Here is a 25180-nt window from a genome sequence, read left to right as displayed (position 1 = left end):
GGACGTTTCTCTACTGTGAACGCTCACAGAGCAGGGCCGGTCCGCCGTCCGCAGGTCGGGGACCTCCGTCAGGGTTCTTCAGGGGAGTAACACCATGCAATTCACGACGCGCAGACGCCTCGTGGCCACGTCCCTCGCCATCGCGCTCGGCGCCACCGCGCTCGCCGCGTGCGGTTCCGGTTCCGGCGACGACGACGCGGGGGCCGACGGGCCGGCCGACCTCACCTACTGGGCCTGGGCCCCCGGCATGGACAAGGTCGCCGAGCTCTGGAACACGACGGAGGGCAAGAAGACCGGCATCAAGGTCACGGTGAAGAAGCAGGCGTCCGGCGACGACCTGGTCACCAAGATCATCACCGCGGCCAAGGCGAAGAAGGCCCCCGACCTGGTGCAGGCGGAGTACCAGGCGCTGCCGACGCTGGTCAGCAACGACGTCCTCGCGGACATCTCCGGCGATGTCAAGGGCGCGGAGGACAAGTTCGCCGCGGGCGTCTGGCAGCAGACCACGCTCGGGACGGACGCCGTCTACGCGGTCCCGCAGGACTCCGGGCCGATGATGTTCTACTACCGCGCGGACCTCTTCAAGAAGTACGGGCTCACCGTGCCCACCACCTGGGACGCGTTCGCCGAGACGGCCCGCGCACTGAAGAAGAAGGACCCGTCCAAGGCGCTGACGACGTTCTCCAGCAACGACGCGGGGCTCTTCGCCGGTCTCGCCCAGCAGGCGGGCGCCCAGTGGTGGACCACCAAGGGCGACACCTGGAACGTGGGGATCGACGACGCCGCCACGAAGAAGGTCGCGGACTTCTGGGGCGGTCTCGTCAAGGAGGGCGCCATCGACAACCAGCCCATGTACACCCCGTCCTGGAACAAGGCGCTCAACACCGGCAAGCAGATCGCCTGGGTCAGCGCGGTCTGGGCGCCGGGCACCCTGACGACCGCCGCGCCGGACACCGAGGACAAGTGGTCCATGGCCCCGCTGCCGCAGTGGGACGCGGCCAGGCCGACGACCGGGAGCTGGGGCGGCTCGTCCACCGGGGTCACCAACGACTCGCGGCACAAGAAGGCCGCAGCGAAGTTCGCCACCTGGCTGAACACCGACAGCGACGCGCTGGCCGCGCTGGTCAAGGAGGGCGGGATCTACCCGGCCGCCACCGCCGCGCAGACCGGCGGCGCGCTGAGCCAGGCCCCCGCGTTCTTCTCGAACCAGCCGGACTTCTACACCACGGCCGCCGAGATCGCGAAGAGCACCGCGCCCTCCGCGTGGGGCCCGAACGTGAACGTCGCGTACACCACCTTCCGCGACTCCTTCGCCACCGCGGCCAAGAACAAGTCGGGCTTCGGCGCGGCCCTGGCCACCATGCAGGAGTCCACCGTCGCCGACCTGAAGAAGCAGGGCTTCGAGGTCACCGGCTGATGGCCGCCACCCCGCGCCCGGCGGGCGGCTCAGGCCGCGCGCCGGGCTCCACCGGCACCGATCCCGGCACCACCGGTACCACCACCGTCGCCGTGCCGCCCGGCGCGCGCGGTCGCGGCGGGCGCCGCCCGCACAGCCGGGCGAGCCGGCAGGTGCGCAACGCGCCGTTCGCCTTCCTGCTGCCCGCCGTCGCGCTGTTCGCGCTCTTCTTCGCCCTGCCCATCGGGTACGCCCTCCATCTGAGCCTGCGCAAGGTCGAGGTCAAGGGGCTCGGCCTCGGCAGGGGCGCCCGCCAGGAGGTCTGGGCCGGGCTCTCCAACTACACGGACGCGCTCTCCGACTCCCAACTGCTCTCCAGCGCGCTGCGCGTGCTCGGGTACGGGGCGATCGTGGTCCCCGCGATGCTCGGCCTCGCGCTGGTCCTCGCCCTGATGCTGGACGCCGAGCGCACCCGGCTCAGCGGCTTCTCGCGGCTCGCGATCTTCCTGCCGTACGCGGTCCCCGGGGTGATCGCCGCGCTGATGTGGGGCTTCCTCTACCTGCCGGACGTGAGTCCCTTCTACTACCTGCTGGACAAGGCCGGACTGCCCCAGCCGAACCTGCTGGACGGCGGGCCGCTGTACCTCGCGCTGGCCAACATCGCCCTGTGGGGCGGCACCGGCTTCAACATGATCGTCATCTACACGTCGCTGCGCTCGATCCCCGTCGAGATCTACGAGGCGGCCCGGCTGGACGGCTGTTCGCAGCTCCAGACCGCGCTGCGGATCAAGATCCCGATCGTGGCGCCCGCGCTGGTGCTGACGTTCTTCTTCTCGATCATCGCGACCCTCCAGGTGTTCAGCGAACCCACCACCCTCAAGCCCCTGACCAACTCGCTCTCCACCACCTGGTCCCCGCTGATGAAGGTCTATCAGGACGCCTTCGTCAAGGGAGACATCTACTCGGCGGCGGCCACCTCCGTGGTCATCGCGGTCGTGACCCTCGTCCTGTCCTTCGGCTTCCTCAAGGCCGCGAACTCGCGTTCGAACCAGGGAGAGACCCCGTGAACGCTGTCACCACCCGCCGCGCCGCGCCCGCGGCCGGCACCACCCCGGGCACCGCGCAGGGGCCGCCGCCGGCCCGGCCGAAGCAACGGCGCCGGATCGCCTGGGTGCCCACGATCACCCTGTTCGTCGGCGCGCTCTACTGTCTGCTGCCCGTGGCGTGGATCGTGGTGGCCTCCACCAAGTCGGGCCGCGAACTGTTCTCCACCTTCACCTTCCTGCCCGGCACGGGCTTCACGGACAACGTCGCCGAACTGTCCGCGTACCGGGAGGGCGTCTACTGGCGGTGGATGCTCAACTCCCTGTTCTACTCAGGGGCCGGCGCCCTGCTCTCGACGGCGGTCTCCGCGCTGAGCGGGTACGCCCTCGCCGTCTACCGCTTCCGGGGCCGCGAGACGATCTTCAACGTGCTGCTCGCGGGCGTCCTGATGCCGCCGGTCATCCTCGCCGTACCGCAGTACCTGCTGATGGCGAAGGCCGACATGGCCGACAGCTATCTGTCCGTGCTGCTGCCGGTGATCCTCTCCCCGTACGGTGTCTACCTCGCCCGGATCTACGCGGCGGCGTCCGTACCGCGCGACGTGGTGGAGGCCGGCCGGATGGACGGCGGCGGCGAGTGGCGGATCTTCCGGTCGGTGGCGCTGCCGATGATGCTGCCGGGGCTGGTGACGGTGTTCCTCTTCCAGTTCGTGGCCATCTGGAACAACTTCCTCCTCCCCTACATCATGCTCGGCGACGACCAGAAGTTCCCCGTCACCCTGGGTCTCTACACCCTCCTCCAGCAGGGATCCAACACCCCGTCGCTCTACACTCTGGTCATCACGGGTGCGCTGCTCGCGGTGGTGCCACTGATCGCGCTGTTCCTGGTCATCCAGCGGTTCTGGAGCCTGGACCTGCTGTCCGGGGCCGTAAAGTCCTGACGCGACAGACACGATCACGAGAGAACGAACAGGTATGAACCGCACGGGCAGCAACGGCCGGCGCAAGCCGCCGACCATCCACGACGTGGCACGGGAGGCGGGTGTCTCCCGGGGCACCGTCTCGCGTGTCCTCAACGGCGGCCACTACGTGAGCCCGGCCGCCGAGGAAGCCGTCAACGCCGCGATCCGCAGGACGGGTTACGTCGTCAACCGGCATGCCCGCAGTCTCATCACGGGCCGCTCCGACTCGGTCGCCTTCCTGCTCACCGAGCCCCAGGAGCGGTTCTTCGAGGACCCCAACTTCAATGTGCTGCTGCGGGGTTGTACGCAGGCGCTGGCCGCGCACGACATCCCGCTGCTGCTGATGATCGCGGGGACCAAGGACGAACGGCGCCGGATCGCCCGCTACATCACCTCGGGCCACGTCGATGGCGTCCTGCTGGTGTCCAGCCACTCCGGCGACCGTGTCACCGAGCAACTGCGGGCGGCCCGGGTGCCGTTGGTGGCCTGCGGGAAACCGCTCGGGCAGAGTTCGAAGGTCAGCTACGTCGCGGCCGACGACCGGGACGGCGCGCGCGAGATGGTGCGCCATCTCGTACGCGGCGGGCGCCGCAGGATCGCCACGGTGACCGGTCCGCTGGACACCCCTGGCGGTACGGAGCGGCTGGCCGGCTACCGGGAGGTCCTGGCCGAGTCCGGTATCGAGGCCGACGACCGGCTGGTCGCCGCCGGTGACTACAGCCGGGCGAGCGGGGAGGCCGCCGCCGTGGAACTGCTGCGGCGGGCACCGGACCTGGACGCGGTGTTCGTCGCGTCGGACCTGATGGCGCGGGGGGTGCTCGCGGCGCTCGGGGACGCCGGGCGCCGGGTGCCCGAGGATGTCGCGGTGGGCGGTTTCGACGACTCGCCCGCGGCCCTGGACACCCGGCCCGCGCTGACCACGATCCGCCAGCCGTGGGACCGCATCAGCGCGGAGATGGTACGGGTGCTGCTCGCCCAGATCGGCGGGGAGGACACCTCCACGGTCATCCTCCCCACCGAACTGGTCCTGCGCGACTCGGCCTGACACCGGGGCCCGTCCCCGGACGCCCGGCCTGGCCGTCAGGCGGGCAGGGCGTCCCCGCAGCGGGCGCAGAACCGCGCGTCGCTCTCCCCGCAGAGGCGTCCGCACGCGGCGCAGACGCGGTTCAGCGCGCAGGGCGGCTCGCCGCCCTCGGCCGGCGGCGCCTGCACGCGGGCGGCGCCCGGTGCCGCGGTGGCGACCGTCAGTCCGGGCCGGCGCGGGTGCGCGGTCAGATAGACCAGGCCGCGGTCGCCCGCGGTCAGCGAGCGGCGCGAGGTCCTGGGCAGCCACACCACCGCGTGCGGGGCGAGCGGCTCGGTCCCGGCGGGTGTGCCGAGCGTCCCGTCGCCGTCCAGGACGACGAGCAGGACGTCGAGCACGTCGTCGCTGTGCTCGGCGACGCCCGCGCCCGGCGGCAGCCGTACGACGTTGGCGTCCAGGGCCCGTCCGGGCTCGGCCAGTTTCCACAGCGCGCCCTGCCGGTCGGCGGCGGCCCGGGCGAGATCCTCGTCGAGGGTGACCAGGACGCGGGCGGTTGCGGGCGGCGTCATCGACGGGGCTCCAGACGTGGTGCGGCGGACAGCCCCACCATCATAGTGACGGGGCCGGGCCGCACCTCCCGGCCGCGGCACCGGCCGCGGGCGTCAGGCCGCGCGGCGGATCGCCGGAAGGACGTAGCCGCCGTCGAGGAGCGCGGGGCGCGGCTGGTACAGCCGCAGGACGGGGCGGAAGCGTCCGGGCGGGGTGGGCAGCCAGTTGGCGGCCTCTTCCCCGCTCTCCGGGCGGTCGGCCCGCAGATGGAGCGTGAGCGAACCGTCGGCGGCGCGGCGCAGCCCCGGGGTGCGGTCGCCGATCGCGTACCGGTCGAGGGGGTTGCCGACGAGGTGGTACTCGGGCAGGTCGTACATGGTGAGCGACCAGAACGCGTCGACGGGCGGCGGCTGTTCGAAGCGGAGCGTGTAGGGGTGGCGCCCCTCCAGCGGCTCTCCGTCCGCGTCGTTCCAGATCATCGCGTAGGCGGCTTCGTAACCATGGCCGCCCCACAGGTCGGTGCGGGCCGCCGCGGCCCGCAGCAGCCGCGCCGCGCCCCGGTCGCGGACCGTCCACTCCGGGCCGGTCAGGACGCCCGTCCCGAGGAAGTCCGCGTTGTGGTCGAAGGCGTGGTAGGCGAGCCGCCAGCCGTTCTGCTCCGGGCCCTCGGCGTGCGCGGCGGCGTACTCGACGCGCTCCCTGCCCTCGGTGAACCCCTCGCGCAGGGCGTCGGCCAGTTCGGGCTCCGGCGCCGGGTAGGGGCTCGACGGGGCCAGCAGGCCGAGCGGCGCGAAGCGGCGCTGGTACTCCGCGTCGACGGGGGCCGGCGGGAACGCCGCCATCCGTACCCGCAGCTTCTCGAAGAACATCAGGGTGCCGTCGGTGACGTCCGGGTCGGAGAGCGGCAGGCCCGCGAGAGGTGCGGCGGTGCCACCGCCGGCGCCGGGCGCGTACGGCTCCAGGCGGGTGGCCCGCTGGAGCGCGGCGGTGGCGGCGAGGTCCCCGGCGCCCTCGTACGCCCAGCGGCCGGCGAGCGAGGCCACCGCGGTGGGGCAGGCGATCCGGGTGGTCCCGGCCGGGACCTCGCCGCTCCATCCGGGCCCGGTGAGCAGGAAGCGGCCGGCTGCGGTGCCGGTGGCGCGCCGTCCGACATAGGCGAAGGTGTTGGTCCACGCGTCCACGAACCGCAGGACGTAGTAGCGGTCGGCCGTGTCGGGCACGGTCAGCAGCAGCGGGCCGCCGGAGAGGTCGAGCTGGGCCACGGAGTGGACGGTGTCGTTGTCGACGCCGGGGAAGCTGTCCCACGGCCCGGCCGGCCCGGCGCTGTGGGACAGGGTGTTGAAGGGCGCGGGCGGTACCAGGCCGAGGCCGGCGTGGGTGAAGCGGTCGGCCTGGTCCAGGTTGAACACCATCGGATAGCCGTAGACGTACGCCTCGGCCGCCAGCGCCCGCAGATCACTCATGCCGTCCGCCTCTCCGTCGCGTCCGGTGGAGGACGTCCCGTCCTGTTGTACGTCCCTGTCCCGTCACCGGGGTGCGGCCATCGTCGGCCGCCGAAGGCGGGGCCCGCCATCCGGCGGACGCTGTCCGGGTGAGTACGGGTCCGGGTGCGTACGGGCCAGAGTGCGTACGGGTCCGGGTGCGTACGGGCTCCCCGCCACCGCCGGACACACGAACAAGTCTTCACGTGTCGACGGATATACGATGAGCCCATGGGACACGGAGTCGACGCACGCGCCACACCGACCGGACATCTCGACGCGGACTCCGCCGCCACCATCGCCGCCACGCTCCAGGCGCTGGCCACCCCCTCCCGGCTGATGATCCTGACCCGGCTGCGGCAGAGCGCCTGCGGGGTGACGGAGCTGGCCGGGGCCGTCGAGATGGAGCAGTCGGCCGTCTCCCACCAGTTGCGTCTGCTGCGGGCGCTGGGGCTGGTCACCGGGGTGCGGCAGGGCCGCCGCATCGTCTACAGCCTGTACGACGACCATGTCGCGCGGCTGCTCGACGAGGCCGTCTACCACATCGAGCACCTGCGCCTCGGCGCCCGCGATCTGCCCGTACGCCCCGAGGCGTAGGACGGGACCCGCGTACGCCGGCCGGACCCGGACGGCGTACGGGCCCCGGGCCCGACGGTGGGACCGTCCGGCCCCTCCTGGGGCGTCGCCGGACTCCTCACGCGCGGTTCGGGGATAGTGCGGCCGGTCACCCCGTACGCACCGCGCCACGCCGACCGGCCCGCGCGGGAGGGAACGGAGCCCGCCATCCCCCTCGTCCTGCCGTCACCGCGGTCCGCTCCCGGCCCGGTGGCCCCCGCGCCGCCACCCGCCGCCGCGCCGTCGCCGCGGGCGCTGGACTCGCGGGCGCTCGCCGTGGTCGCCCCGGCCACACTGGCGCTGGCGCTCGGGGTGTGGGGGATCCGGCGCGGCGGGACGCTCTGGGGCGACGAGGCCGTCACGTACGAGGTGGCCCACCGCGCCCCGTGGCAGATCTGGCACACCGCCGGCCAGGTCGACGCGGTCCACGGCCTCTACTACCTGCTGATGCACGGGGCCTTCGGCCTCTGGGACGGCGGGCTCGTGGCGCTGCGGCTGCCGTCCGTGCTCGCGGTGGCGGCGGCGTCCGCCGGGGTCGCGCTGCTCGGCCGCGCGCTCGCCGGGGAGCGCGCCGGGCTCCTGGCCGGGCTGGTACTGCCGCTGCTCCCGGCCGTGCAGCGGTACGCGCAGGAGGGCCGGTCGTACGCGCTGGTGTGCGCGCTGGTCACCTGGGCGAGCTGGCTGCTGGTGCGCGCGCTCGGGCGGCCGTCGCGGCGGCGCCGGTGGGCCGCGTACGCCGGGGTGCTGCTGACCGCCTGTCTGCTGCACGAGTTCGCGGTGCTGACGCTGTTCGCCCACGGGGTGACGGTGGTGTGTTCCGGGGCGTCCCGGCGGACCGTACGGGCGTGGGCCGCCGCCGCGGGCGCGGTGGGCGCCGGGCTGCTGCCGCTCGCGCTCTTCAGTACGACGCAGTCGGCGCAGGTCGACTGGATCGGTGCCCCGGGCGTCCGGCACGTCCTGGGCTTCGCCGTGGTGAGCGCGGTGGGTGTGGTGTGTGCCCGTACGGCGCCGCGCGGGTCCGGCGCCGTCGCCCGCCACCGCCCCGCCGCGCCACCGGTCCCCCGGCTGGAAACACTGGCGCTGCCGCTGCTGATCCTGCCGAGCGCGCTGCTGATGGCGCTCACCCCGTTGCGGCCGTTCTACGTCGAGCGCTACGTCCTCTCGTACACCGTCGGTCTCGCGCTGCTCCTCGGCGCCGCGCTCGACCGGTGCCGGACCCCGGGGGACGCGGCCCGCGCGCGGCGCCGGGCGGTGTCCGTCCTGGCGGTGGCGGCCGCGCTGGCCGCGCTGTGCCCGGTGGGCACGCATCTGCGGACCCCGCAGAGCCGCCAGAACGACGCCACCGCCGTCGCCCGCGCCGTACGGGAGTCGGCGCGCCGCGGTGACGGTCTGCTCTTCATGCCGGCGCGGCGCCGGGTGTGGACGCTCGCGCGGCCCGGCGAGTTCCGGGGGCTGGCTGATCTCGCCCTCGACCGCTCCCCCGTCGCGTCGCACACCCTGCACGGCACGGAGCTGCCGGCGGGGCGGGTGCGCGCCCGGATGCTGGCGGCGCGGCGGATCGTGGCCGTACGGGATCTGCCCGGCCAGCCGCTGGAGGCGACGGGCCCGGAGGCCGTCAAACGCGCGGTGCTGCGGACGTACTTCGAGGAGTGCGGCGGCCGGACCGTGACCCGGGCCCGGATCACGGTCCACGCCCGCCGGGGCCACTGCTGAGCCGTCCGGGCGGTGTGCCCGCGTGCGGTACGGCGGGACGTCGGACCCGGGGGCCGGCGCCGCGGTACCGTGCCGGCTCACGGTCCCGCTGTCACGCCTGCGGCCGGCTCTCCGGTTTCCAGAGGCCCGAGCGGCGCAGGGCCGCCGGGCAGTGCCGGTAGATCTCGTCGATCTCCACCAGCAGGGCGAGCAGCGGGCGTTGGCCCTTCAGGGTCATCCCGTCGAAGAACGGCGCGTCGGTGAGGATGCGCGCCCGTCCGTTGACGCGGAGCACCTCCGTGCTGCCGGGCACGAGATGGACCAGGCCGACGTGGTGGTTCTCCAGGATGTTGTGGAAGCTGTCGGCCCGCCGGTTGCCCGGCCGGTCCGGGAGGACCAGGGTGCGGGAGTCCAGGGCTCGGACGAAACCCGGCACGTCGCCGCGCGGTGAGGCGTCACAGTTGCCCCGGCTGTCGGAGGTGGAGAGCAGACAGAACGGCGAGCGTGCCAGCAGCTCCAGGTCGTCGGGGATCAGCCGGTCCCTGACCTTGTCGATCACGATCGGGTGCGGCGTGCCGAGCAGTTCGCGCAGTTCGTCGGCGGACCGCAGTTCGCGGTGGTCCGAGCGGTCGGCCGGCCGGTCGTCGAGCGGGGCGAGGGGGAACGCTCCGGTCTGCGTCGTCGCGGGGTGGGGCAAGGTTCTTCTCCCGTGTACGGGGCCGGGCGGGGGCGGGGCCGAACCGTGGATCAGTAATGTTAGGCTCACCTTACTTTATGGTTTCAACAGGTTCCGTGGCGCGGTCGGCCGTGCCAGGAACAGCACAGTGAGGGCATGCCAGATGCACGGTGGGACGCTCCGCGCGAAGGCCCACGAAGCGTGAGGGCGCACTCCGGGGCCCGGACCGGGCCCGGCTCCGCCGACCGGTCCGCCGCTGAGCCCGCCGAGGCACCCGCCGACCGCACCTCCCCCACCGCGCGCAGGGGGCGTCCGCTCCTCGGCGCCGGCCTGCTGGTGACCGCGGGGCTGCTGGTGGTGGCGGTCTGGGCCAGTCTCGCGTTCGGTTCCGGTGACGCCGCGAGCGGCGATGTGCTGCGGGCCCTGTTCGCTCAGGATCTGTCCGAGAAGGCGCAGCTCATCGTCTGGGAGGAGCGCGTTCCGCGTACCGTCGCCGGGCTGATGGCGGGGGTCGCGCTGGGGCTCGCCGGGGCGGTCATGCAGGGCGTGGCCCGTAACCCGCTGGCCGACCCGGGCATTCTCGGTGTCAACGCCGGTGCCTCGGTGGCCGTGGTGACGGCGATCGGTCTGCTCGGCTTCGGTTCGCCGTCCGAGTACATCTGGTTCGGACTCCTGGGCGCGTTCGCCGCGACCGTACTGGTCTACAGCGTCGGTTCGCTGGGACGGGACGGCGCCACGCCGGTGAAGCTGGCGCTGGCCGGGGCCGCGACCAGCGCCATTCTGGGCTCGGTGACCACCGCCATTCTGCTGACGGACCGTCAGGTCTTCGACCGGTTCCGGTTCTGGAAGGTCGGTTCGCTGGCCGGTCGGGACGCCGAACTGCTCTGGCAGGCGCTGCCGTTCATCGCCGTGGGGGTGGTGCTCGCCATGGCGCTGGGGCCGCGGCTCAACACACTGTCGCTGGGCGACGACCTGGCGCGGGCGCTGGGCCAGCGGGTGGGCACGGCGCGGCTCGTGTCCGCGGCGACGGTGATGGTGCTGTGCGGCACGGCCACCGCGGTCGTCGGCCCCATCGCCTTCGTCGGTCTGGTCGTACCGCACGCGGCCCGGATGTTCACCGGACCCGACTACCGCTGGATCCTCCCGTACAGCGCGCTGCTGGCGCCCGTGCTGATGCTGGTCTCCGACATCGTGGGACGGCTGATCGCCCGGCCCGGTGAGGTGCAGGTGGGGATCGTGACGGCGGTACTCGGGGCCGTGCCCTTCGTGATTCTGGTGCGCCGTCGTCATCTGGTGGAGCTGTGAAGGATCTGACCGCTGGAGTGGGAGAGAACCCGACCGGCCCGGACGGCCGGCCCGACGGCCGTTCCGGGGAACGGCCGGACGCGCGGCTGACCGCGGCTGTTGCGGATGTCGTACGGGCGCGGCGTTCCGGGAGGACCCGGTCCGCGGTGGTCTGCGGGGCGCTGAGCGCCGCCGTACTGGCCGCGTTGTGCGTGTCGCTGGCTGTCGGCGACCTGTTCGTCCCGCTGGACGAGGTGGTCGCGACCCTGGCCGGTGGCGGGGACGGGGGCGCCCGGTTCGTCATCCTCGAACTGCGGCTGCCGCGCGCGCTGATCGGCCTGCTGGTCGGGGCGGCCTTCGGGCTCTCGGGCGCCGTGTTCCAGACGCTGCTGCGCAACCCGCTGGCCAGTCCCGATGTGATCGGGATCAGTTCGGGGGCGGGCGTGGCCGGGGTGCTGGCCAGTGTGGCCTTCGGCGCCAGTGGTTACGCCCTCTCCGCCAGTGCCCTGGCGGGCGCGCTGGTGACGGCGGCGGCGATCTACGCGCTCGCGTGGCGCGGCGGTGTCGCCGGGTACCGGCTCATCCTGGTCGGGATCGGGATCGGCGCGGCGCTGTCCAGCATGATCTCCCACCTGCTGACGAGTTCGAACCTGTCCGAGGCGCAGAACGCCCTCGCGTGGCTGACGGGCAGCCTCAACGGCCGGTCCTGGGACCAGCTCCGGCCGCTCGTGGTGGCCCTGGCACTCCTCGTGCCGCCGACGTTCCTCGCGGCGCGGCCCCTTCGTACCCTGCAACTGGGCGACGAGACCGCGGTGGGGCTCGGCACCCGGGTGGAGCGCGCCCGGCTGGCGCTGGTCCTCTGCGCGGTCGCGCTGGCCGGGGTGGCGACCGCCGCGGCGGGCCCGGTGGCGTTCGTGGCGTTCGTCTCCGCGCCCATCGCCCGCCGGCTGGTGCCGCGCCGGGGCGCCGCGCTGCTGCCCGCCGCGCTGACCGGGGCGCTGATCGTGCTGGTCGCGGACTTCGCCGCGCAGCATCTGCTGGGTTCCACCCAGTTCCCGGTGGGTGTGGTGACGGGTGTGATCGGCGCGCCCTATCTGCTGTGGCTCCTGGCCCGCGCCAACCGGGCGGGCAGGGGAGGCTAGGGTCTTTCGTTCGGATCTGGCTGGATCAGGGAGCGCCCGCCGCGTCAGCGGCTGATGTGGCCCGTTGGCGCCGTGGATCGCAAGACGGAGGAGGGAAGCGACGTGGGAGCGGATGGGGTCTCCCCTGGCCGAGCGAAGCCGGGACCTTGGGGATGACCGACGACAACGCCGCGAGGCGCGGCCCGCCGCGTCAGCGGCTGATGTCACTGCGGGCACGCGAGCCCAGCAAGATCCAAACGAAAGACCCCAGGTGACACACGGGAAGGATCTGCACATGAGTGCGGAGCACACACTCCAGGCGCGGGACGTCCGCCTCGGCTACGACGGGCGTGAGGTCGTCTCCGGGCTGAGCGTCGACATACCGCCGGGCCGGATCACGATGATCGTCGGCCCGAACGCCTGCGGGAAGTCGACACTGCTGCGCTCGATGGCCCGGCTGCTGGCGCCCAGCGCGGGACGTGTGCTGCTCGACGGGAAGGACATCCAGGCGATGCCCACCAAGGAGGTCGCCGCGGTGCTGGGGATCCTGCCGCAGAGCCCGGTGGCCCCCGACGGCATCACGGTGAGCGATCTGGTGGGCCGGGGCCGCTATCCGCACCAGGGGTGGTTCCGGCGCTGGACGGCCGAGGACGACACGGCGGTGGCGGAGGCGCTGCTGGCGACGGACGTGCTGGAGCTGGCGGCGCGGCCGGTGGACGAACTCTCCGGCGGGCAGCGGCAGCGGGTGTGGATCGCCATGACCCTGTCACAGCGTACGGACATCCTCCTGCTGGACGAGCCGACGACGTTCCTCGACATCAGCCACCAGCTCGACGTGCTGGACCTGCTGACCGATCTGAACCGGTCGTACGGCTCGACCATCGTGGTGGTGCTGCACGACCTCAACCTGGCCTGCCGGTACGCCGATCACCTCATCGCCATGAAGGACGGGCGGATCGTCGCGGAGGGGACGCCCTCGGAGATCGTGTCGGCGTCCCTGGTGACGGAGGTGTTCGGGATGCGCTGTTCCGTCACCGAGGACCCCGCCTCACTGACGCCGATGATCGTACCGATGGGCCGTCATCACATCGCCGGGGAGCCCGTGTTCCCTGACCCCGCAGGAGGGCCGGTGTCCGGGGAGCCCGGAGCGGGGCCGGTGTCCGAGCGGCAGACCCCCGCCCACACCGAGTGATCTGAGGTTAGGCTAACCTAATTTCATGTCATATCGAATGAACCTTCGTACTGTCGCCGGACGCCGGTCCCGGCTGGTTCCCGGCGCCCTGTCGGCCGCTCTCACCGCGCTGCTCGTCGGCGTGCTGGCCGCCTGCGGCTCGTCTTCGTCCGACAGTGCCTCCGGGAGCTCCTCGTCCGCCGAGGACAACGGCGCCTTTCCCGCCAAGGTCGCTACCAAGTTCGGCGAGGTCACCGTCCCCGAGCGCCCCCAGCGCATCGTGGCGCTGGGCTGGGGCGACGCCGAGGCCACCCTGGCGCTCGGCGTGCAGCCCGTCGGGGCCAGCGACTGGCTGGCGTTCGGCGGCGACGGCGTCGGCCCCTGGGCGAAGGGTCTCTACAAGAAGAGCCCGCAGATCATCGGCACGCTGGAGCCCCAGTTCGAGAAGATCGCGGCGCTCCAGCCCGATCTCATCCTGGACACCAAGTCCAGCGGGGACCAGGGGCGTTACGACACCCTGAGCAAGATCGCCCCAACCATCGGCGTACCGAAGGGCGGCGACCAGTACAAGATCTCGTGGAGCAAGCAGACCGAGATGATCTCCGCCGCGCTCGGCATCCCCGAGAAGGGCGAGCAGCTCATCGCCGAGACCGAGCGCGCGTTCCAGGACTCCGCCGCCGCCCACCCCGAGTTCAAGGGCAAGACGATCACCCTCGGCTCCCGGACGGCCGCCGAGTTCGGCGCGTACGTCCACGGCACCGGCCGCGTCGACTTCGTCGAACGGCTCGGTTTCAAGAACAACCCGGCCGTCGACGCCAAGGCGGGCGCGTCGTTCTCCATCCCCGTCAGCCGGGAGAACCTGGATCTGCTGGACGCCGATCTCACGGTGATGGCGCCCATCGGCGTCGACGCGAAGAAGGTCACCGACGACCCGCTCTACCAGGCAGTTCCCTCCGTCAAGGCGGGCCGCTCGGTGATGCTCGACGACGCCACGCTCAGCAACGCGTTCGCGACGGACTCGGTGCTCTCGGTCGCGTACGCGCTGGAGAAGGTCGTCCCGCTGTTCGCCGCGCCCCTCAAGTAGCCGCTCTCACCCGAACGGCCGCCCGTTTCCGAGATACGGCCGCGCGTTTCTGAGATTTCGATGAACAACCGCGTGGCCGTTCACTTTCCGGGCACGGGCACGGGATGGACAGCACACCTACCGAGACAGCGACGCGCACGGGCCGAGGGGACGGAGCCGCCGAGGAGCGGGAGCGGCACAGACCTGCCGGATCCGGCGGGGGCACGCTGGAACTGCCCCGGCGCACCGGCAACGGCGGCGCACCGTCGGGGCTCGCGCTGGGGCTCCTTCCGGTACGGGCGGACGGCCGGCCCGACCGGGGAGGGCGCGGCTTCCCGGGAGCGCTGCGCCGGGGCGGCCGGGTGCGCGGCGTGGACGGGCTGCGGGCGGTGGCCGTCGTGCTGGTCATGGTCTACCACCTCCAGCCCGATCTGCTGCCCGGCGGCGCACTCGGGGTGGATGTCTTCTTCACCATCAGCGGATTCGTGATCACCCGGCTGCTGCTCGCCGAGTTCGCCAGAACCGGCGACGTCGCGATGCGGTCCTTCTACTGGCGGCGCTGGCTGCGGCTGGTCCCGGCGCTGCTCGCCGTCTGCGCGTTCTGCGCCGTACTGGCGTTCACCACCCGGCTGCCCTCGTTCGACGGAGCGTGGGCGGCCGTCGTGCTGGCCGCCACCTTCCTCGTCAACATCGTCAGGGCCTCGCAGCCCGGCGTCTACTCCAGTGACACCTCGCTGCTGTCGCACACCTGGTCGCTCGGTGTCGAGGAGCAGTTCTACTTCGTCTGGCCGCCGCTCCTGCTGCTGCTCCTGCGCCGGTTCCGGGCGCGTACGGTGCTGATCTGCACCGCCGTGGTGTGTGTGCTGCCCCTGGTGTGGCGTGTTGTGCTGTGGAATCCGGACGCCGCACACCGTATCTACAACGGCATGGACACCCGCGCCGACCAACTGCTGACGGGTGCGCTGCTGGCCGTGCTGGTGGCCCGGCTTCCCACCGGCCATCCGCGGCTGGTGGCGCTGGGGCGGTGGGCGGGGCGGCTGGCCTGGCCCGCGCTCGCTGTGCTCGCCCTGATCGTCTGGCAGGTGCCGATGACCGGCGCCACCGCCTGGACCGTGCCCTGGTACACCATCGGGTTCCTGGTGACGGCCCTCCTGTCGGCGACGCTGGTCGCCGCGCTGGAGCTGCGTCCCGACACCTGGCTGTCCCGGTCGCTCTCACTGGCCCCACTGGTGTGGGTCGGACGCAATCTCAGCTACGGCCTGTACCTGTGGCACTATCCGCTGGCCCGGCTCATGTCGGACCTGGGTCTCGGCGCCTGGCAGGGGGCCGCCACGGTCGCGGCCAGTTTCGTGGCGGCCTACGCCTCGTACCGGCTGCTCGAACGGCCGCTCACCCGCCGCAAGAAGGGATAGCGCGGCCCGCGGCCGCGCGGGAGAACCGGGGCCGGCGGCCTGAACCACGGCGGTGGTTCGGGCCGCCGTGGTTCAGGCCGCCGTGGTCAGGGCCTGGATCCCGTGGAGGTGGGTCATCACGTCCCGTAGGGACCGGCACTCGATCGGGGCCGGCGCCGCGGTCGCGGCGGTCGGCGGACGGCCCTCCTCCAGGGCGTCGGCCATCGCGGCCAGCGCCCGGGTGACTTCCCGCACCTCGGCGGCCGACGGCGGCGGTACACCCTGTTCGACCCGTACGGCGCAGACGGTCGCGGCCTCCACGATCCGTTCCGCGCGCGCCACCACCGCCGGCCAGTCGTGGCGGTGGGTGCGGCGCGGCCCCGGCAGCTCCGCGGCGGCCGTCTCCGCCACGGCCCGCGCCTCGGCGAGCGCGCGGTAGGCGGCGTGCCGCAGCGCGACACCCGCGGCGTCGCCGCCGAGCGGCGGTGTACCCGTACCGTACGAGGCCCCCGTGGGGTGCGGTGTGCCGTCGGCGGACGGTGTCTCCAGCACGTGGCTCAGGTACCGCTCCGTGCAGCGCAGGGCGACCGCGAAGCGGTGGCCGACGCGCACCCGCGGATCGGTGAGGTGCGGAAGGTGCCCGACGAGCAGCACGATGGCGCAGGCCAGCGCGGTGTCCAGCAGCCGCGCCACGGTCGCCTCGGTGTCCCCCGCCACGTAGAGGAACGACAGGACGAGCAGGGTGACCACAGCGGTCTGGAAGGCGAAGTGGCGTGTGGCCACCGGGATCAGCGCCCCGCCCGTCACGACCACTGCGATCACCCACCAGTGGCCGTCGAGGCCCGCCGTCGCGGCCGTGAGCAGGATGAAGACCAGCACGCCCGCGGCGGTGCCCGCGACACGGTTCACCACCCGGGAGAAGAGCGGTCCCAGATCGGGCTTGACCAGGAAGGCGGCGGTGGCGGGCAGCCAGTACCAGTGGTCCTGGTGCAGGCTCAGCGCGACGGCGGTGCTCGCCGCGACGCACAGCGCCACCCGCAGCCCGTTCTCCCGCCGCGCGGGCGCGAACACACGGCCCGCGGACCGGCGGACGGTGCGCGGCCTGCGGGGCGGTAGGGCGGACGTCCCGTACGGCAGGGACCCGACGGCCGGATCCGTACGGTCGAAGGCGATCGCCGCGTCCAGCAACGCACGGTCGAACGCACCGCGTTGGACCGTGTCGGAGGCCGGGCTCGGCAGGGCACCGGGCGCCCCGTCCGCGCGGACGGCCGCGGCCAGCCTGCGGGGACCCTCGGCCACCTGGGCGGGCAGCGGCCTGCCCTCCCAGAGCAGCGCCGTCCCGGCCTCGCACAGCGCGGTCGCCGCGCCGAAGCGGGCGACGATCCGGTGCACGGCTGCCGAGCCGCCGGGCCCGGCCGGCCAGGACAGCAGCCGCATGAGGCGTACCGACTCGTCCGCGCGCTGCTGCGCCGCGGTCAGCCGGCGCCGGGCGGCCCCCGCGTCCGGGCCGCCCACGGCGCGCAGCACATCGGCGAGCGCGTCGAAGACGGCGGCCACGGCCTCCCGCTCGCCGTCCCACCGGGCGCCGCGGCGCAGAGTGGGGGCGCGCAGGAGGAACCGCAGGAGCAGCAGCCAGGCGGCGCCGCCGAGATAGCAGGACGCCTTCAGCCAGGCCGGGCCCTCCAGCGGCATCCCGGCTCCGATGGACGCGGTGACGAGAAGTTGCATCGCCGCCGCCGACCACACCGGTCCTGCGACGCTCAGCGCGCCGGAGAGCCAGCCCACCACGAAGAGGGCGGGCACGGCGGCCCACCGGCCACCGCCGTCCGCGAGCAGACCGCCGCACAGCACTCCGAAGGCACCGGCGACGGCGGGCAGACCGATGTGGACGACACCGGTGCGACGGGTGCCCGGGCGGTCGTTGACGCCGGCGAGCATCGCGCCGAGCGCGGCGAGGACGGCCGGGCCGAGGTGTCCGGTCAGCATCCCGAGCGCGAGCAGCGGACCGGCGCTCAGCGCGCCGCGTACCACGGCGGCCCGGGGAACGGGGCCGGAGCGCCAGCCCAGCGGGTGGCTGAGCCAGGCGGGCACGGCACGGCGATCGGAACGGGCACGGCGCGGGAGGAAGGCGATCACAAGTCTCCTGGGCGACCGGTCGGGGGCGGGGCGAGCGGACCGGCGGGCAGCGACGACCGCACCTCTCCGACCGTAACAGCACACCTGACCGTTCGAGCCGCTGTTCCGTTACGGGCAGATGTCCGTCCGGCGAGGCCGTTCGCCACCCCAACGCGCCACACATCTCTCACGGGTCCCACCGCCGGTGCTGTCACCTGCGGTTGACCGACACCGCACCGTGCGCCGAAGAGACCGCGAACCACCGTGTGCCCGGGGCGAGTTCGGGCCGTCCGAAGTAATGAGTGAAGACCGTTCACACGTTCCCGCCACAACGCGACACACCACAGGGCCTAGGCTGCATGCCAGAGGCCGCCGACGGAGACAACGGCGGCGGCCAGGACGAGAGGGCGACACCATGACATCCACATCCGCATCCCGCGCACCGGGCACCATCGAGGCGACCACGGCGCTTCTCCGGTCGGAACTTCCGCAGTTGGAATCACACCAGCAGGCACTGGAGAAGGAACTGGCCACGGTCACCGAGCGGTTGGAGTCGGTGCGTACCGCGCTGGGCGCGCTCCAGGCGCTCTCCCCCACCTCGGAGGCGGCCGAAGCGGTGGCACCGGTGGCCGCACCGGCGGAGGCGGAGACGGCACCGCAGCCGCGGTTGGTGGCACCGCGGACCGCGCCGGAGGCCGCACCGGCCGAGGAGGCCGCCGCCGAGGAGACCCAGGCCGAGAAGGCTCCCGCCCCCGCCCGGGGGAAGGCGCGCGGTACCGCCAAGGCCACGAAGGCCGCGGCCGGTTCCGAGGCCAGGGCGAAGGCGACGACGGCCGCCAAGGCACCGAAGGAGACCAAGCGCCGCCCGGCGAAGAAGACCGCACCGGCCAAGTCCGCGAAGGGCGACACCGCCGCGAAGAAGACGGCTCCCGCCTCCACCGGCGATGAGCAGGGTGCCGGCCTGACGGACCAGATCCTGGCCATCCTCGCGGCGGCGGGCGGCGACCCGGTCCGGGCCCGCGACGTGGCGGCGCAGCTGGGGCGCGACGGTACGCCCGGCAGCATCAACGCCGTACGGAGCACCCTCGACCGCCTGGTCGGCACCTCGCGCGCCCATCGGGCCGGGCGCGGCCTCTACCAGGCGTCCACCAGCTGACGGACTCCACCGGCGCACCCGATGCCCATCCGTCCGCGCCCCCGGACGGACCGGCGCACGGAGGGTACGGAGGGCCCGGCACACGGAGCCCGGACCCGGCAGCCGAACGGCGCGGCGGGTCAGGAGACGGACGCCAGGTGTTTCCTCACCACCGCGATCACCGAGGGTGCCTGCGAGCTGAGATAGAAGTGTCCGCCGGGGAACACCTCCAGGTCGAAGGCTCCTGTGGTGTGCCCGCGCCACTCCTCGGCCTCCGCCGGCGAGGTCTTCGGATCGCTGTCGCCGGTGAGCACGGAGATGGGGGCCCTGAGTGTGACACCCGGTTCGCACCGGTAGGTCTCGATGGCCTCGTAGTCGCTGCGCAGGGCCGGCAGGATCATCCGGAGGATCTCCTCGTCCCCGAGCAGCGCCGCGTTCGTCCCGGACATCGACTTCAGCTCGGCGACGATCCCGTCGTCGGTGCGCCGGTGCACGTCCTCGTCGCGGTGGCGCGACGGGGCGCGCCGGCCCGAGGCGAAGAGACGGGAGATCTCGCCGCCGTCGGCCTCGAAGCGCCGCGCGACCTCGAAGGCGAGGACCGCGCCCATGCTGTGCCCGAAGAACGTCGTCGGCCGGGCACCCAGCCGCCTGCGAACCGCAGCGTAGATCCGGTCGGCCATCACCCCGATGTCACGAGGACTGGTCTCCTTGAGCCGGTCCTGGCGTCCCGGATACTGGACCGCGAACACCTCAGCGGCAGAGACGAGTTGCTCGGAGAGCGGGAAGTAGAAGGACGCCGAGCCCCCGGCGTGCGGAAAGCAGAGGAGTTGTTCCGGGCTGTCCGGTGCCGGGTGGAAGCACCGGATCCAGAGGTTCTCCTCGGTGGACGTCGCCATCGTGTCGCATCCTCCTGTGCGTGCGCATGTACGTACGGACCGGACGGGCCCTGGCCCAGGGCGCCGTCACTCTACTGGGGCGGTACGCGGCCCGTCAGCATGACCGGGTACCTGCCCCCTCGCCCCGCCGGAACACCAACCAGGCACGGAGGTGGGGCATTTCACGCCTGAGATCGCACACTTCGGGGCAGGCTTCCCCGTAATCTCGAAGGGTGATCGTCCCGGCGCCCGGACCGGCGTTCGAACCCGACCCGGAAGGACAGCACCGTGCCCGACGGAAAACTCCTGGCCGTCAGCGATCTGCACGTCGTGTACGACGAGAACCGCGCGATGATCGAGGACATGCGCCCGGACTCCGACGAGGACTGGCTGATCGTCGCGGGCGACGTCGCCGAGAAGTACGCCGATGTGGCCTGGGCCCTGCGGCTGCTCAGCGAGCGGTTCTCCAAGGTGGTGTGGGCGCCCGGCAACCACGAACTGTGGACGCACCCGCAGGACCCGTGTGATCTGCGCGGCGAGAAGCGCTATCTGCATCTGGTCGAGCTGTGCCGGGAGTTGGGCATCGCCACGCCCGAGGACCCGTACCCGGTGTGGCGCGGCCCGGGCGGACCGGTCGCCGTCGCACCGCTGTTCGTGCTGTACGACTACTCGTTCCGGGCCCCCGGCGCCGCCACCACGGAGGAGTCGCTGCGCGTGGCCCACGACGCGGGCATCGTCTGCACCGACGAGTACTTCCTGCACCCGGACCCCTATCAGGGCAGGGACGCGTGGTGCTGGGCACGCGTCGAGGAGACCGAGCGGCGTCTGTCCGCGGTCGATCCCGGCCTGCGTACGGTCCTGGTCAACCACTTCCCGCTGGTACGGCACCCCACCCGCGTCCTGCGCCACCCGGAGTTCGCGCAGTGGTGCGGAACGGAACGGACCGCCGACTGGCACACGCGGTTCCGCGCCACCGCCGTCGTCTACGGCCATCTGCACATCCCCCGGGTCACCTGGCACGACGGGGTGCGCTTCGAGGAGGTCTCGATCGGCTATCCGCGCGAGTGGCGCACCCGGCCGCCCCGGGGCCCGCTGCGGGAGATCCTGCCCGTCCCGGACGACCGGAGTGCCTGGTGATCGGGTCCGTACTTCCCGACGCGGTCGCCTGTGAGGCGGCGTACGACGACCCCGGGCCCGGCCCCGGTGAGCTGGTGTACCCGCAGGAGAAGGAGCGGGTCGCGCAGGCCGTGCCGAAACGGCAGCGGGAGTTCACCACCGTACGGTTGCTGGCCCGCCGCGCGCTGCTGCGGCTCGGACAGCCGCCCGTACCGCTGCTGCCCGGCCATCGGGGCGCGCCGAGCTGGCCCGACGGGATCGTCGGCAGCATGACCCACTGCGACGGGTACCGCGCCGCCGCCGTGGCACGGGCGGACGGGACGGCGTCGGTGGGCATCGACGCCGAGCCGGACGCGCCGCTGCCGGACGGTGTGCTGGACCTCATCGGGCTGCCGGACGAGACCAAGCAGGTCCGGCTCCTGACGGAGCGGCACCCGGGGACGAGCTGGGACCGGCTGCTCTTCAGCGCCAAGGAGAGCGTCTTCAAGGTCTGGTACCCGCTCACCGGGATCGAACTGGACTTTTCCGAGGCGCGGATCGTCATCGACCCGGTAGCACGGACCTTCCGCGCCGAGCTCCTGGTACCGGGCCCACTGGTCGGCGGCCGGCGCGTGGGGGAATTTCCCGGCCGCTGGCTCGCGGAGCGCGGTCTGGTGGTCACCGCGATCCATCTCCCGGCCGCGCGGGAGACGTAGATCCGACGGAATGCCGGACGGCTTCCGGGGACGGCGCGTCACGAAAGCATCGCACCGTCCGGCATGTCCCATTGAGCTGAAGATAGATTAATCCTATGGTTGCCACCGGCAATGGACGTGCGGACCGGACCGGAGGAAGCGGCGTGGCGACGATGCGGCGACAGAATTCCGGCGAGCGGAAAGCCGGGTAGCGCGCGATGCATTCCCACTCCCTTCACAGCAGCATATCCGGCTGATCACTCCGCTCCCGCCCCTCTCGGGCGCCTGCCGAATCAGCCATGTGAAGTGGGATGACCATGCTTCAGGTTTCCATTGTCGTACCGTGTTTCAACGAGAGCGAAGTGCTCGGGTCTTTTCACGGCGCTCTGCTCGCCGCCCTCGAACCGACCCGGCAGACCTTCGAGATCTGTTACGTGGACGACGGCAGCACCGACGGGACCAGGCTTCTGCTGAGCGGACTCGCCGGCGCCGATCCACGGGTCCGCTACACCTCCTTCAGCCGCAACTTCGGCAAGGAGGCGGCCATGCTCGCGGGGCTGCGGATGTCCCGGGGCGACGCGGTGGTCCTGATGGACGCCGACCTCCAGCACCCTCCTGACCTCGTCCCCCGGATGCTGGACCTGCACCGCCACGGCTACGACCAGGTCGTCGCCCAGCGCGACCGCGCGGGCGAGGGCGCCCTGCGCACCGCGCTGAGCCTGGCCTACTACCGGCTGGTGCGGCGCTGTATGGAGGTCGAAGTCGTGGACGGCGCCGGGGACTTCCGGCTGCTCTCGCGCCGCGCGGTGGACAGCGTGCTCTCGCTGCCCGAGTCCAACCGGTTCTCCAAGGGGATCTTCTCGTGGATCGGTTTCGACACGGCGAGCTTCACCTACCGGAATGTGCGGCGGGCCGCCGGAAAGTCGAAATGGGGCGGACGGAATCTTCTCAACTACGGAATCGACGGACTTCTCTCCTTCAACAGCAGGCCCCTGCGGCTGGCTATCCACACCGGGCTGTGGCTCTTCCTCTCGGCGCTGGGATACGCGCTGTGGATCATCGCCAATGTCGCACTGAACGGGGTGGACGCACCCGGTTACACCACCCTGATCACCTCCGTCGTGGCGCTCAGCGGAATCCAGCTCGCGACGCTCGGCATCATCGGCGAATACGTGGGCCGGATCTATCACGAGGCGAAACACCGCCCGCATTACGTGGTCCGCGAAACGGAACAGTCCCGTATCGGTGTCGGACCGCGAAGCCGGGCCGTCCGCTGACCCCCACGGCAGCCGCCCGCCGACCCCCGCCGCATCGTTCCCGCTCCCCCTCAAGCCCCGAAAGGCGGTGGTGTGCATGGCCACGGGCGCGCCGAGCGTCACCCTCCCCGGAGAACCGGCCGAGCGATCCGCCCCCACGCCCGGCCCCGAGGCGGGGAACGGGCGGTCCCCGCACGGGTGGAGGACGTACGGACCGCCCGCGCTCGCGGCGCTGCCCCTCGGTGTGCTGGCCATGGCCGCCTGGCTCGGCCGCCACGTCCGCCCCAGCGCGGACGACTGGTGCTTCCTCCCCCAGGTGCGCGACCACGGCGTCACGGGGCTGATCGGGAAGTTCTACGGCACGGACAACGGGCGGCTCGGCAACGGACTGCTGGTCGGGCTGTACGCGAAGCCCGGCATCGCGGGCCACCAGTGGTTCGCCGCGGTCAGCGCCGTCGTCATGCTGGCGCTCCTGTGGGGCACGGTCCGTACGGTGCTGTGCCTGGCCGGGCGTACGGCGCCGCGCGGAGTCCCGCTGCTCGTGGCGGCCATGACGGCCGTGGTCTTCCTCTTCCCGACGCTGAACATCTACAAGACGTTCTACTGGCCCGCCTCCTCCGTCTCGCACACCGTGGCACCGGTACTGGCCTGCGCGGCGGTGATCCCCCTCGCGTGGGCCCGCACGCGCGGGGGCCGTCGCGCCGCCCTGGCCGCCGTGTTCGCCACCGGCTGTTTCCTCGGGACACTCTCGGAGGAGACCTCGGCCGTCGCCCTGGTGGCGCTCGCGACCGGGCTGCTGGTGCACCGGAGGCTCTTCGTCCCGCGCGTACGGCCGTACGTACGCGCCTGGTGCCTGACCGGGCTCGCGGGCGTGGTGAGCGGTCTGCTCGTCCTGGTCACCTCCCCGGGGTCACGGCAGCGCCGTGAGCGCTACGGCGCGGGGACCGGTGAACTGTTCGCGCCCGCCTCGCTGGCGGAGTCGTTCGACGGCTTCCTGGAGATCCTGGGCACGATCCTGACCACATGGCAGTACGTGGGGGCCGTCGCGGCCGGTCTGCTCCTCGGGCTGCTCGTCCGGGGCGGCTCCGCGCGCCCGTCGGTCCTGCTGCCCTGCCGCCCCGCCTTCCCGCTGGCCGCCGGGGCCCTGGCCCTCATCGTCTCCGGCTACCTCTGCACGGTCCTCACCTATCCGCTCTTCGGCGAGGGCGTGGCGCGCGCGGCCAGGACCTGGAACGACTACCTCCTGCTGTACGTCCTGGTACTGACGGGCGCCGGCGCACTCCTGGGGCGCGCGCTACGGCGCGCCGGGTGGCGTACGGGCGCGGTGGCGGTGGCCGGCGCGGCGGTGTGCGCCGCGTCATGTGCCGGACTGGCCGTCCCCGTCGGCGCGCTGGGCCAGGATCTGCGCGTACGGGCGGAGCGGTGGGACCACCAGGACCGGTGGCTGCGTGAGCACGCGGCACGGGGCGCGCACGTCCTGCCGTACCACCCCGTGCCGATCAGCGGGATGGGCGAACCGTTCGGCGGTCACGGGCACAGGCCCTGGCCCGCCCGGTGTGTCGCCGCGTACTACCACCTGTCGCGGGTCACGTTCGCGCCGGAGAAGCTGCCGTGATTCCGGTGCGCCGACGCGGCGACCGCGCCCGGCTCCCGTCCCGGCCCGACGGGACTTTCCCGGTCCTCGGCCGCAAAAGCGTGTGGGATGCTGAGCATTCCCGCATTTCTCCTTCTTCCCCTTGAGGCATTATGCGCTGCGTCATCGCCCGCTTTCCCTTCGAACTGACCAAGAGCGAGGTGCAGGAGGCGATGAAGGGCGTCAAGCCCGAGCCGATCACCGGGGAATCCGTGATCATCGGCCGCCGCAGCTACCCCGTCAAGCAGGTGGGCGAGGTGATCACCCGGCAGGACCGCCGTGACTTCACCGCCTTCGAGGTGACGCGCGCGCTGACCCGGCTCGGCTTCACCTGCCGGGACGCGCCCGCGCCCACGGCGCCCCTCAGCCCGCTGGAGACGGCGTCGGCGCTGCTGGGCCCGGCCGCCCAGGACTGACCGGACCGCCCCCGTGGGCGGCCGTCCGCGTAGTAGAGTCGGCGCCCATGTCGAAGCCTGATCATCTGCTTGTTGACATCGCCACCACAGTGGAGTCCGAGCAAAGCAATCAGATGTCCCTCACCGTGGTCGTCCAGGGCGCCGTCCTCACGGGCCGCCTGGCACCCGAATCCGTATGGCGGGAGCGCGTGGCGGAGGTCCTGGAGGACTCCGAGCGTCTGGGACCGTTCGCCGCCATCTTCGTCTCCCCCGACCGGGGCGCCCGCCCCCGCCCCCGCAGCGAGCCGCCCACCCATCTGCACTTCCACGTGGCCCGGATCCTCCAGGGCACGCTGGGCATCCCGGAGACCGGTGGCATGTACCGCATCGCCGTCAAGGACGTCAGCGCCTGGACGGTGGGGGACGTGAGCTACTCCGACGGCTGAGCGCCCGCGGCGCCCGACCGAGCCTCCGTCCGCCCGTGACACAGGGGAGGGGCCCCGGTACCGACCC

General features: G+C 72.6%; 23 protein-coding genes. 18 read left to right on the top strand and 5 right to left on the bottom strand.

The genetic code is table 11. From position 1 onward, the window contains the following. The first annotated feature begins 94 nt into the window (after nt 1-94). Genes ACFXPL_RS30490 through ACFXPL_RS30475 form a run of 4 tightly spaced genes read left to right on the top strand, consistent with a single transcriptional unit; the run spans nt 95 to nt 4446 of the window. Entirely contained in the window at nt 95-1417 is a 1323-nt protein-coding gene (locus ACFXPL_RS30490; RefSeq protein WP_384925663.1) for an ABC transporter substrate-binding protein, read from the top strand. Further along, nucleotides 1417-2463 carry a carbohydrate ABC transporter permease gene (locus ACFXPL_RS30485; protein WP_384925661.1) on the top strand — a complete coding sequence of 349 codons (1047 nt, stop codon included), beginning with the start codon at nt 1417-1419 and terminating at the stop codon, nt 2461-2463. The genes ACFXPL_RS30490 and ACFXPL_RS30485 overlap by 1 nt, the downstream gene beginning before the upstream one ends. After that, a complete protein-coding gene (locus ACFXPL_RS30480) occupies nt 2460-3380 on the top strand; it encodes a carbohydrate ABC transporter permease (RefSeq protein ID WP_384925659.1) in 921 nt (306 codons plus the stop codon). The genes ACFXPL_RS30485 and ACFXPL_RS30480 overlap by 4 nt, the downstream gene beginning before the upstream one ends. A gap of 34 nt (nt 3381-3414) precedes the next feature. Beyond that, entirely contained in the window at nt 3415-4446 is a 1032-nt protein-coding gene (locus tag ACFXPL_RS30475; RefSeq protein WP_384925657.1) for a LacI family DNA-binding transcriptional regulator, read from the top strand. A gap of 35 nt (nt 4447-4481) precedes the next feature. Here ACFXPL_RS30475 and ACFXPL_RS30470 read toward each other — a convergent pair whose 3' ends face one another. Both ACFXPL_RS30470 and ACFXPL_RS30465 read right to left on the bottom strand, forming a co-directional pair. Next, the gene (locus ACFXPL_RS30470; RefSeq protein WP_384925655.1) at nt 4482-4994 is read right to left on the bottom strand and encodes a hypothetical protein; all 513 of its coding nucleotides are present in this window, start codon (nt 4992-4994) and stop codon (nt 4482-4484) included. Between the two features lie 93 nt (nt 4995-5087). Then, complete coding sequence (locus tag ACFXPL_RS30465) at nt 5088-6437, bottom strand: DUF1254 domain-containing protein (RefSeq protein WP_384925653.1); 1350 nt, start codon at nt 6435-6437, stop codon at nt 5088-5090. A 249-nt stretch (nt 6438-6686) separates the two neighbouring features. Between ACFXPL_RS30465 and ACFXPL_RS30460 the strand changes: the two genes are divergently transcribed. Then, nucleotides 6687-7052: an ArsR/SmtB family transcription factor gene (locus ACFXPL_RS30460; protein ID WP_384925651.1), complete on the top strand. Its 366-nt coding sequence runs from the start codon at nt 6687-6689 to the stop codon at nt 7050-7052. A 57-nt stretch (nt 7053-7109) separates the two neighbouring features. Further along, nucleotides 7110-8783 (top strand): glycosyltransferase family 39 protein, encoded by a 1674-nt coding sequence (locus ACFXPL_RS30455; RefSeq protein WP_384925649.1) that lies wholly within the window; start codon nt 7110-7112, stop codon nt 8781-8783. 91 nt (nt 8784-8874) lie between these two features. Here the strand turns inward: ACFXPL_RS30455 and ACFXPL_RS30450 are convergent, their stop codons facing one another. After that, a complete protein-coding gene (locus tag ACFXPL_RS30450; RefSeq protein ID WP_384925647.1) occupies nt 8875-9459 on the bottom strand; it encodes an MSMEG_1061 family FMN-dependent PPOX-type flavoprotein in 585 nt (194 codons plus the stop codon). Between the two features lie 135 nt (nt 9460-9594). Between ACFXPL_RS30450 and ACFXPL_RS30445 the strand changes: the two genes are divergently transcribed. The 5 genes from ACFXPL_RS30445 (at nt 9595) to ACFXPL_RS30425 (ending at nt 15489) form a co-directional block, all read left to right on the top strand. After that, on the top strand, nt 9595-10743 hold the full coding sequence (locus tag ACFXPL_RS30445) for a FecCD family ABC transporter permease (RefSeq protein WP_384925645.1): 1149 nt from the start codon (nt 9595-9597) through the stop codon (nt 10741-10743). A gap of 17 nt (nt 10744-10760) precedes the next feature. Continuing rightward, nucleotides 10761-11864: a FecCD family ABC transporter permease gene (locus ACFXPL_RS30440; RefSeq protein WP_384925643.1), complete on the top strand. Its 1104-nt coding sequence runs from the start codon at nt 10761-10763 to the stop codon at nt 11862-11864. A 274-nt stretch (nt 11865-12138) separates the two neighbouring features. Beyond that, the gene (locus tag ACFXPL_RS30435) at nt 12139-13035 is read left to right on the top strand and encodes an ABC transporter ATP-binding protein (RefSeq protein ID WP_384925641.1); all 897 of its coding nucleotides are present in this window, start codon (nt 12139-12141) and stop codon (nt 13033-13035) included. Nucleotides 13036-13072: 37 nt separating this feature from the next. After that, the gene (locus ACFXPL_RS30430) at nt 13073-14098 is read left to right on the top strand and encodes an iron-siderophore ABC transporter substrate-binding protein (protein ID WP_384925639.1); all 1026 of its coding nucleotides are present in this window, start codon (nt 13073-13075) and stop codon (nt 14096-14098) included. Between the two features lie 104 nt (nt 14099-14202). Continuing rightward, nucleotides 14203-15489, top strand: coding sequence for an acyltransferase family protein (locus tag ACFXPL_RS30425; protein ID WP_384925637.1), 1287 nt, complete (start codon nt 14203-14205; stop codon nt 15487-15489). A gap of 72 nt (nt 15490-15561) precedes the next feature. Here ACFXPL_RS30425 and ACFXPL_RS30420 read toward each other — a convergent pair whose 3' ends face one another. Beyond that, nucleotides 15562-17559, bottom strand: coding sequence for an FUSC family protein (locus tag ACFXPL_RS30420; protein WP_384925635.1), 1998 nt, complete (start codon nt 17557-17559; stop codon nt 15562-15564). 439 nt (nt 17560-17998) lie between these two features. On the opposite strand from ACFXPL_RS30420, the gene ACFXPL_RS30415 reads away from it, so the two are divergent. Further along, a complete protein-coding gene (locus ACFXPL_RS30415) occupies nt 17999-18739 on the top strand; it encodes a hypothetical protein (protein ID WP_384925633.1) in 741 nt (246 codons plus the stop codon). 119 nt (nt 18740-18858) lie between these two features. On the opposite strand, the gene ACFXPL_RS30410 is transcribed toward ACFXPL_RS30415, so the two are convergent. Next, nucleotides 18859-19614: a thioesterase II family protein gene (locus ACFXPL_RS30410; protein ID WP_384925631.1), complete on the bottom strand. Its 756-nt coding sequence runs from the start codon at nt 19612-19614 to the stop codon at nt 18859-18861. 267 nt (nt 19615-19881) lie between these two features. On the opposite strand from ACFXPL_RS30410, the gene ACFXPL_RS30405 reads away from it, so the two are divergent. The 6 genes from ACFXPL_RS30405 to ACFXPL_RS30380 all read left to right on the top strand — a co-directional run bounded on the left by ACFXPL_RS30405 (nt 19882) and on the right by ACFXPL_RS30380 (nt 25113). Then, complete coding sequence (locus ACFXPL_RS30405) at nt 19882-20730, top strand: metallophosphoesterase family protein (protein ID WP_384925629.1); 849 nt, start codon at nt 19882-19884, stop codon at nt 20728-20730. Then, complete coding sequence (locus tag ACFXPL_RS30400; RefSeq protein WP_384925627.1) at nt 20727-21404, top strand: 4'-phosphopantetheinyl transferase; 678 nt, start codon at nt 20727-20729, stop codon at nt 21402-21404. The genes ACFXPL_RS30405 and ACFXPL_RS30400 overlap by 4 nt, the downstream gene beginning before the upstream one ends. Nucleotides 21405-21700: 296 nt before the next feature. Then, nucleotides 21701-22660 (top strand): glycosyltransferase family 2 protein, encoded by a 960-nt coding sequence (locus ACFXPL_RS30395; protein WP_384925625.1) that lies wholly within the window; start codon nt 21701-21703, stop codon nt 22658-22660. Between the two features lie 76 nt (nt 22661-22736). Continuing rightward, a complete protein-coding gene (locus ACFXPL_RS30390) occupies nt 22737-24254 on the top strand; it encodes a DUF6056 family protein (RefSeq protein WP_384925623.1) in 1518 nt (505 codons plus the stop codon). A gap of 131 nt (nt 24255-24385) precedes the next feature. Beyond that, on the top strand, nt 24386-24688 hold the full coding sequence (locus ACFXPL_RS30385) for an SCO5918 family protein (RefSeq protein WP_384925621.1): 303 nt from the start codon (nt 24386-24388) through the stop codon (nt 24686-24688). Nucleotides 24689-24735: 47 nt separating this feature from the next. Then, nucleotides 24736-25113, top strand: coding sequence for a hypothetical protein (locus ACFXPL_RS30380; RefSeq protein ID WP_384925619.1), 378 nt, complete (start codon nt 24736-24738; stop codon nt 25111-25113). The last annotated feature ends 67 nt before the right edge of the window (nt 25114-25180 follow it).

The sequence above is a fragment of the Streptomyces sp. NPDC059092 genome, assembly GCF_042756365.1.
In the GTDB taxonomy this organism is placed as follows: Bacteria; Actinomycetota; Actinomycetes; order Streptomycetales; family Streptomycetaceae; genus Streptomyces.
This window is presented reverse-complemented; position numbering and strand designations above follow the sequence as displayed.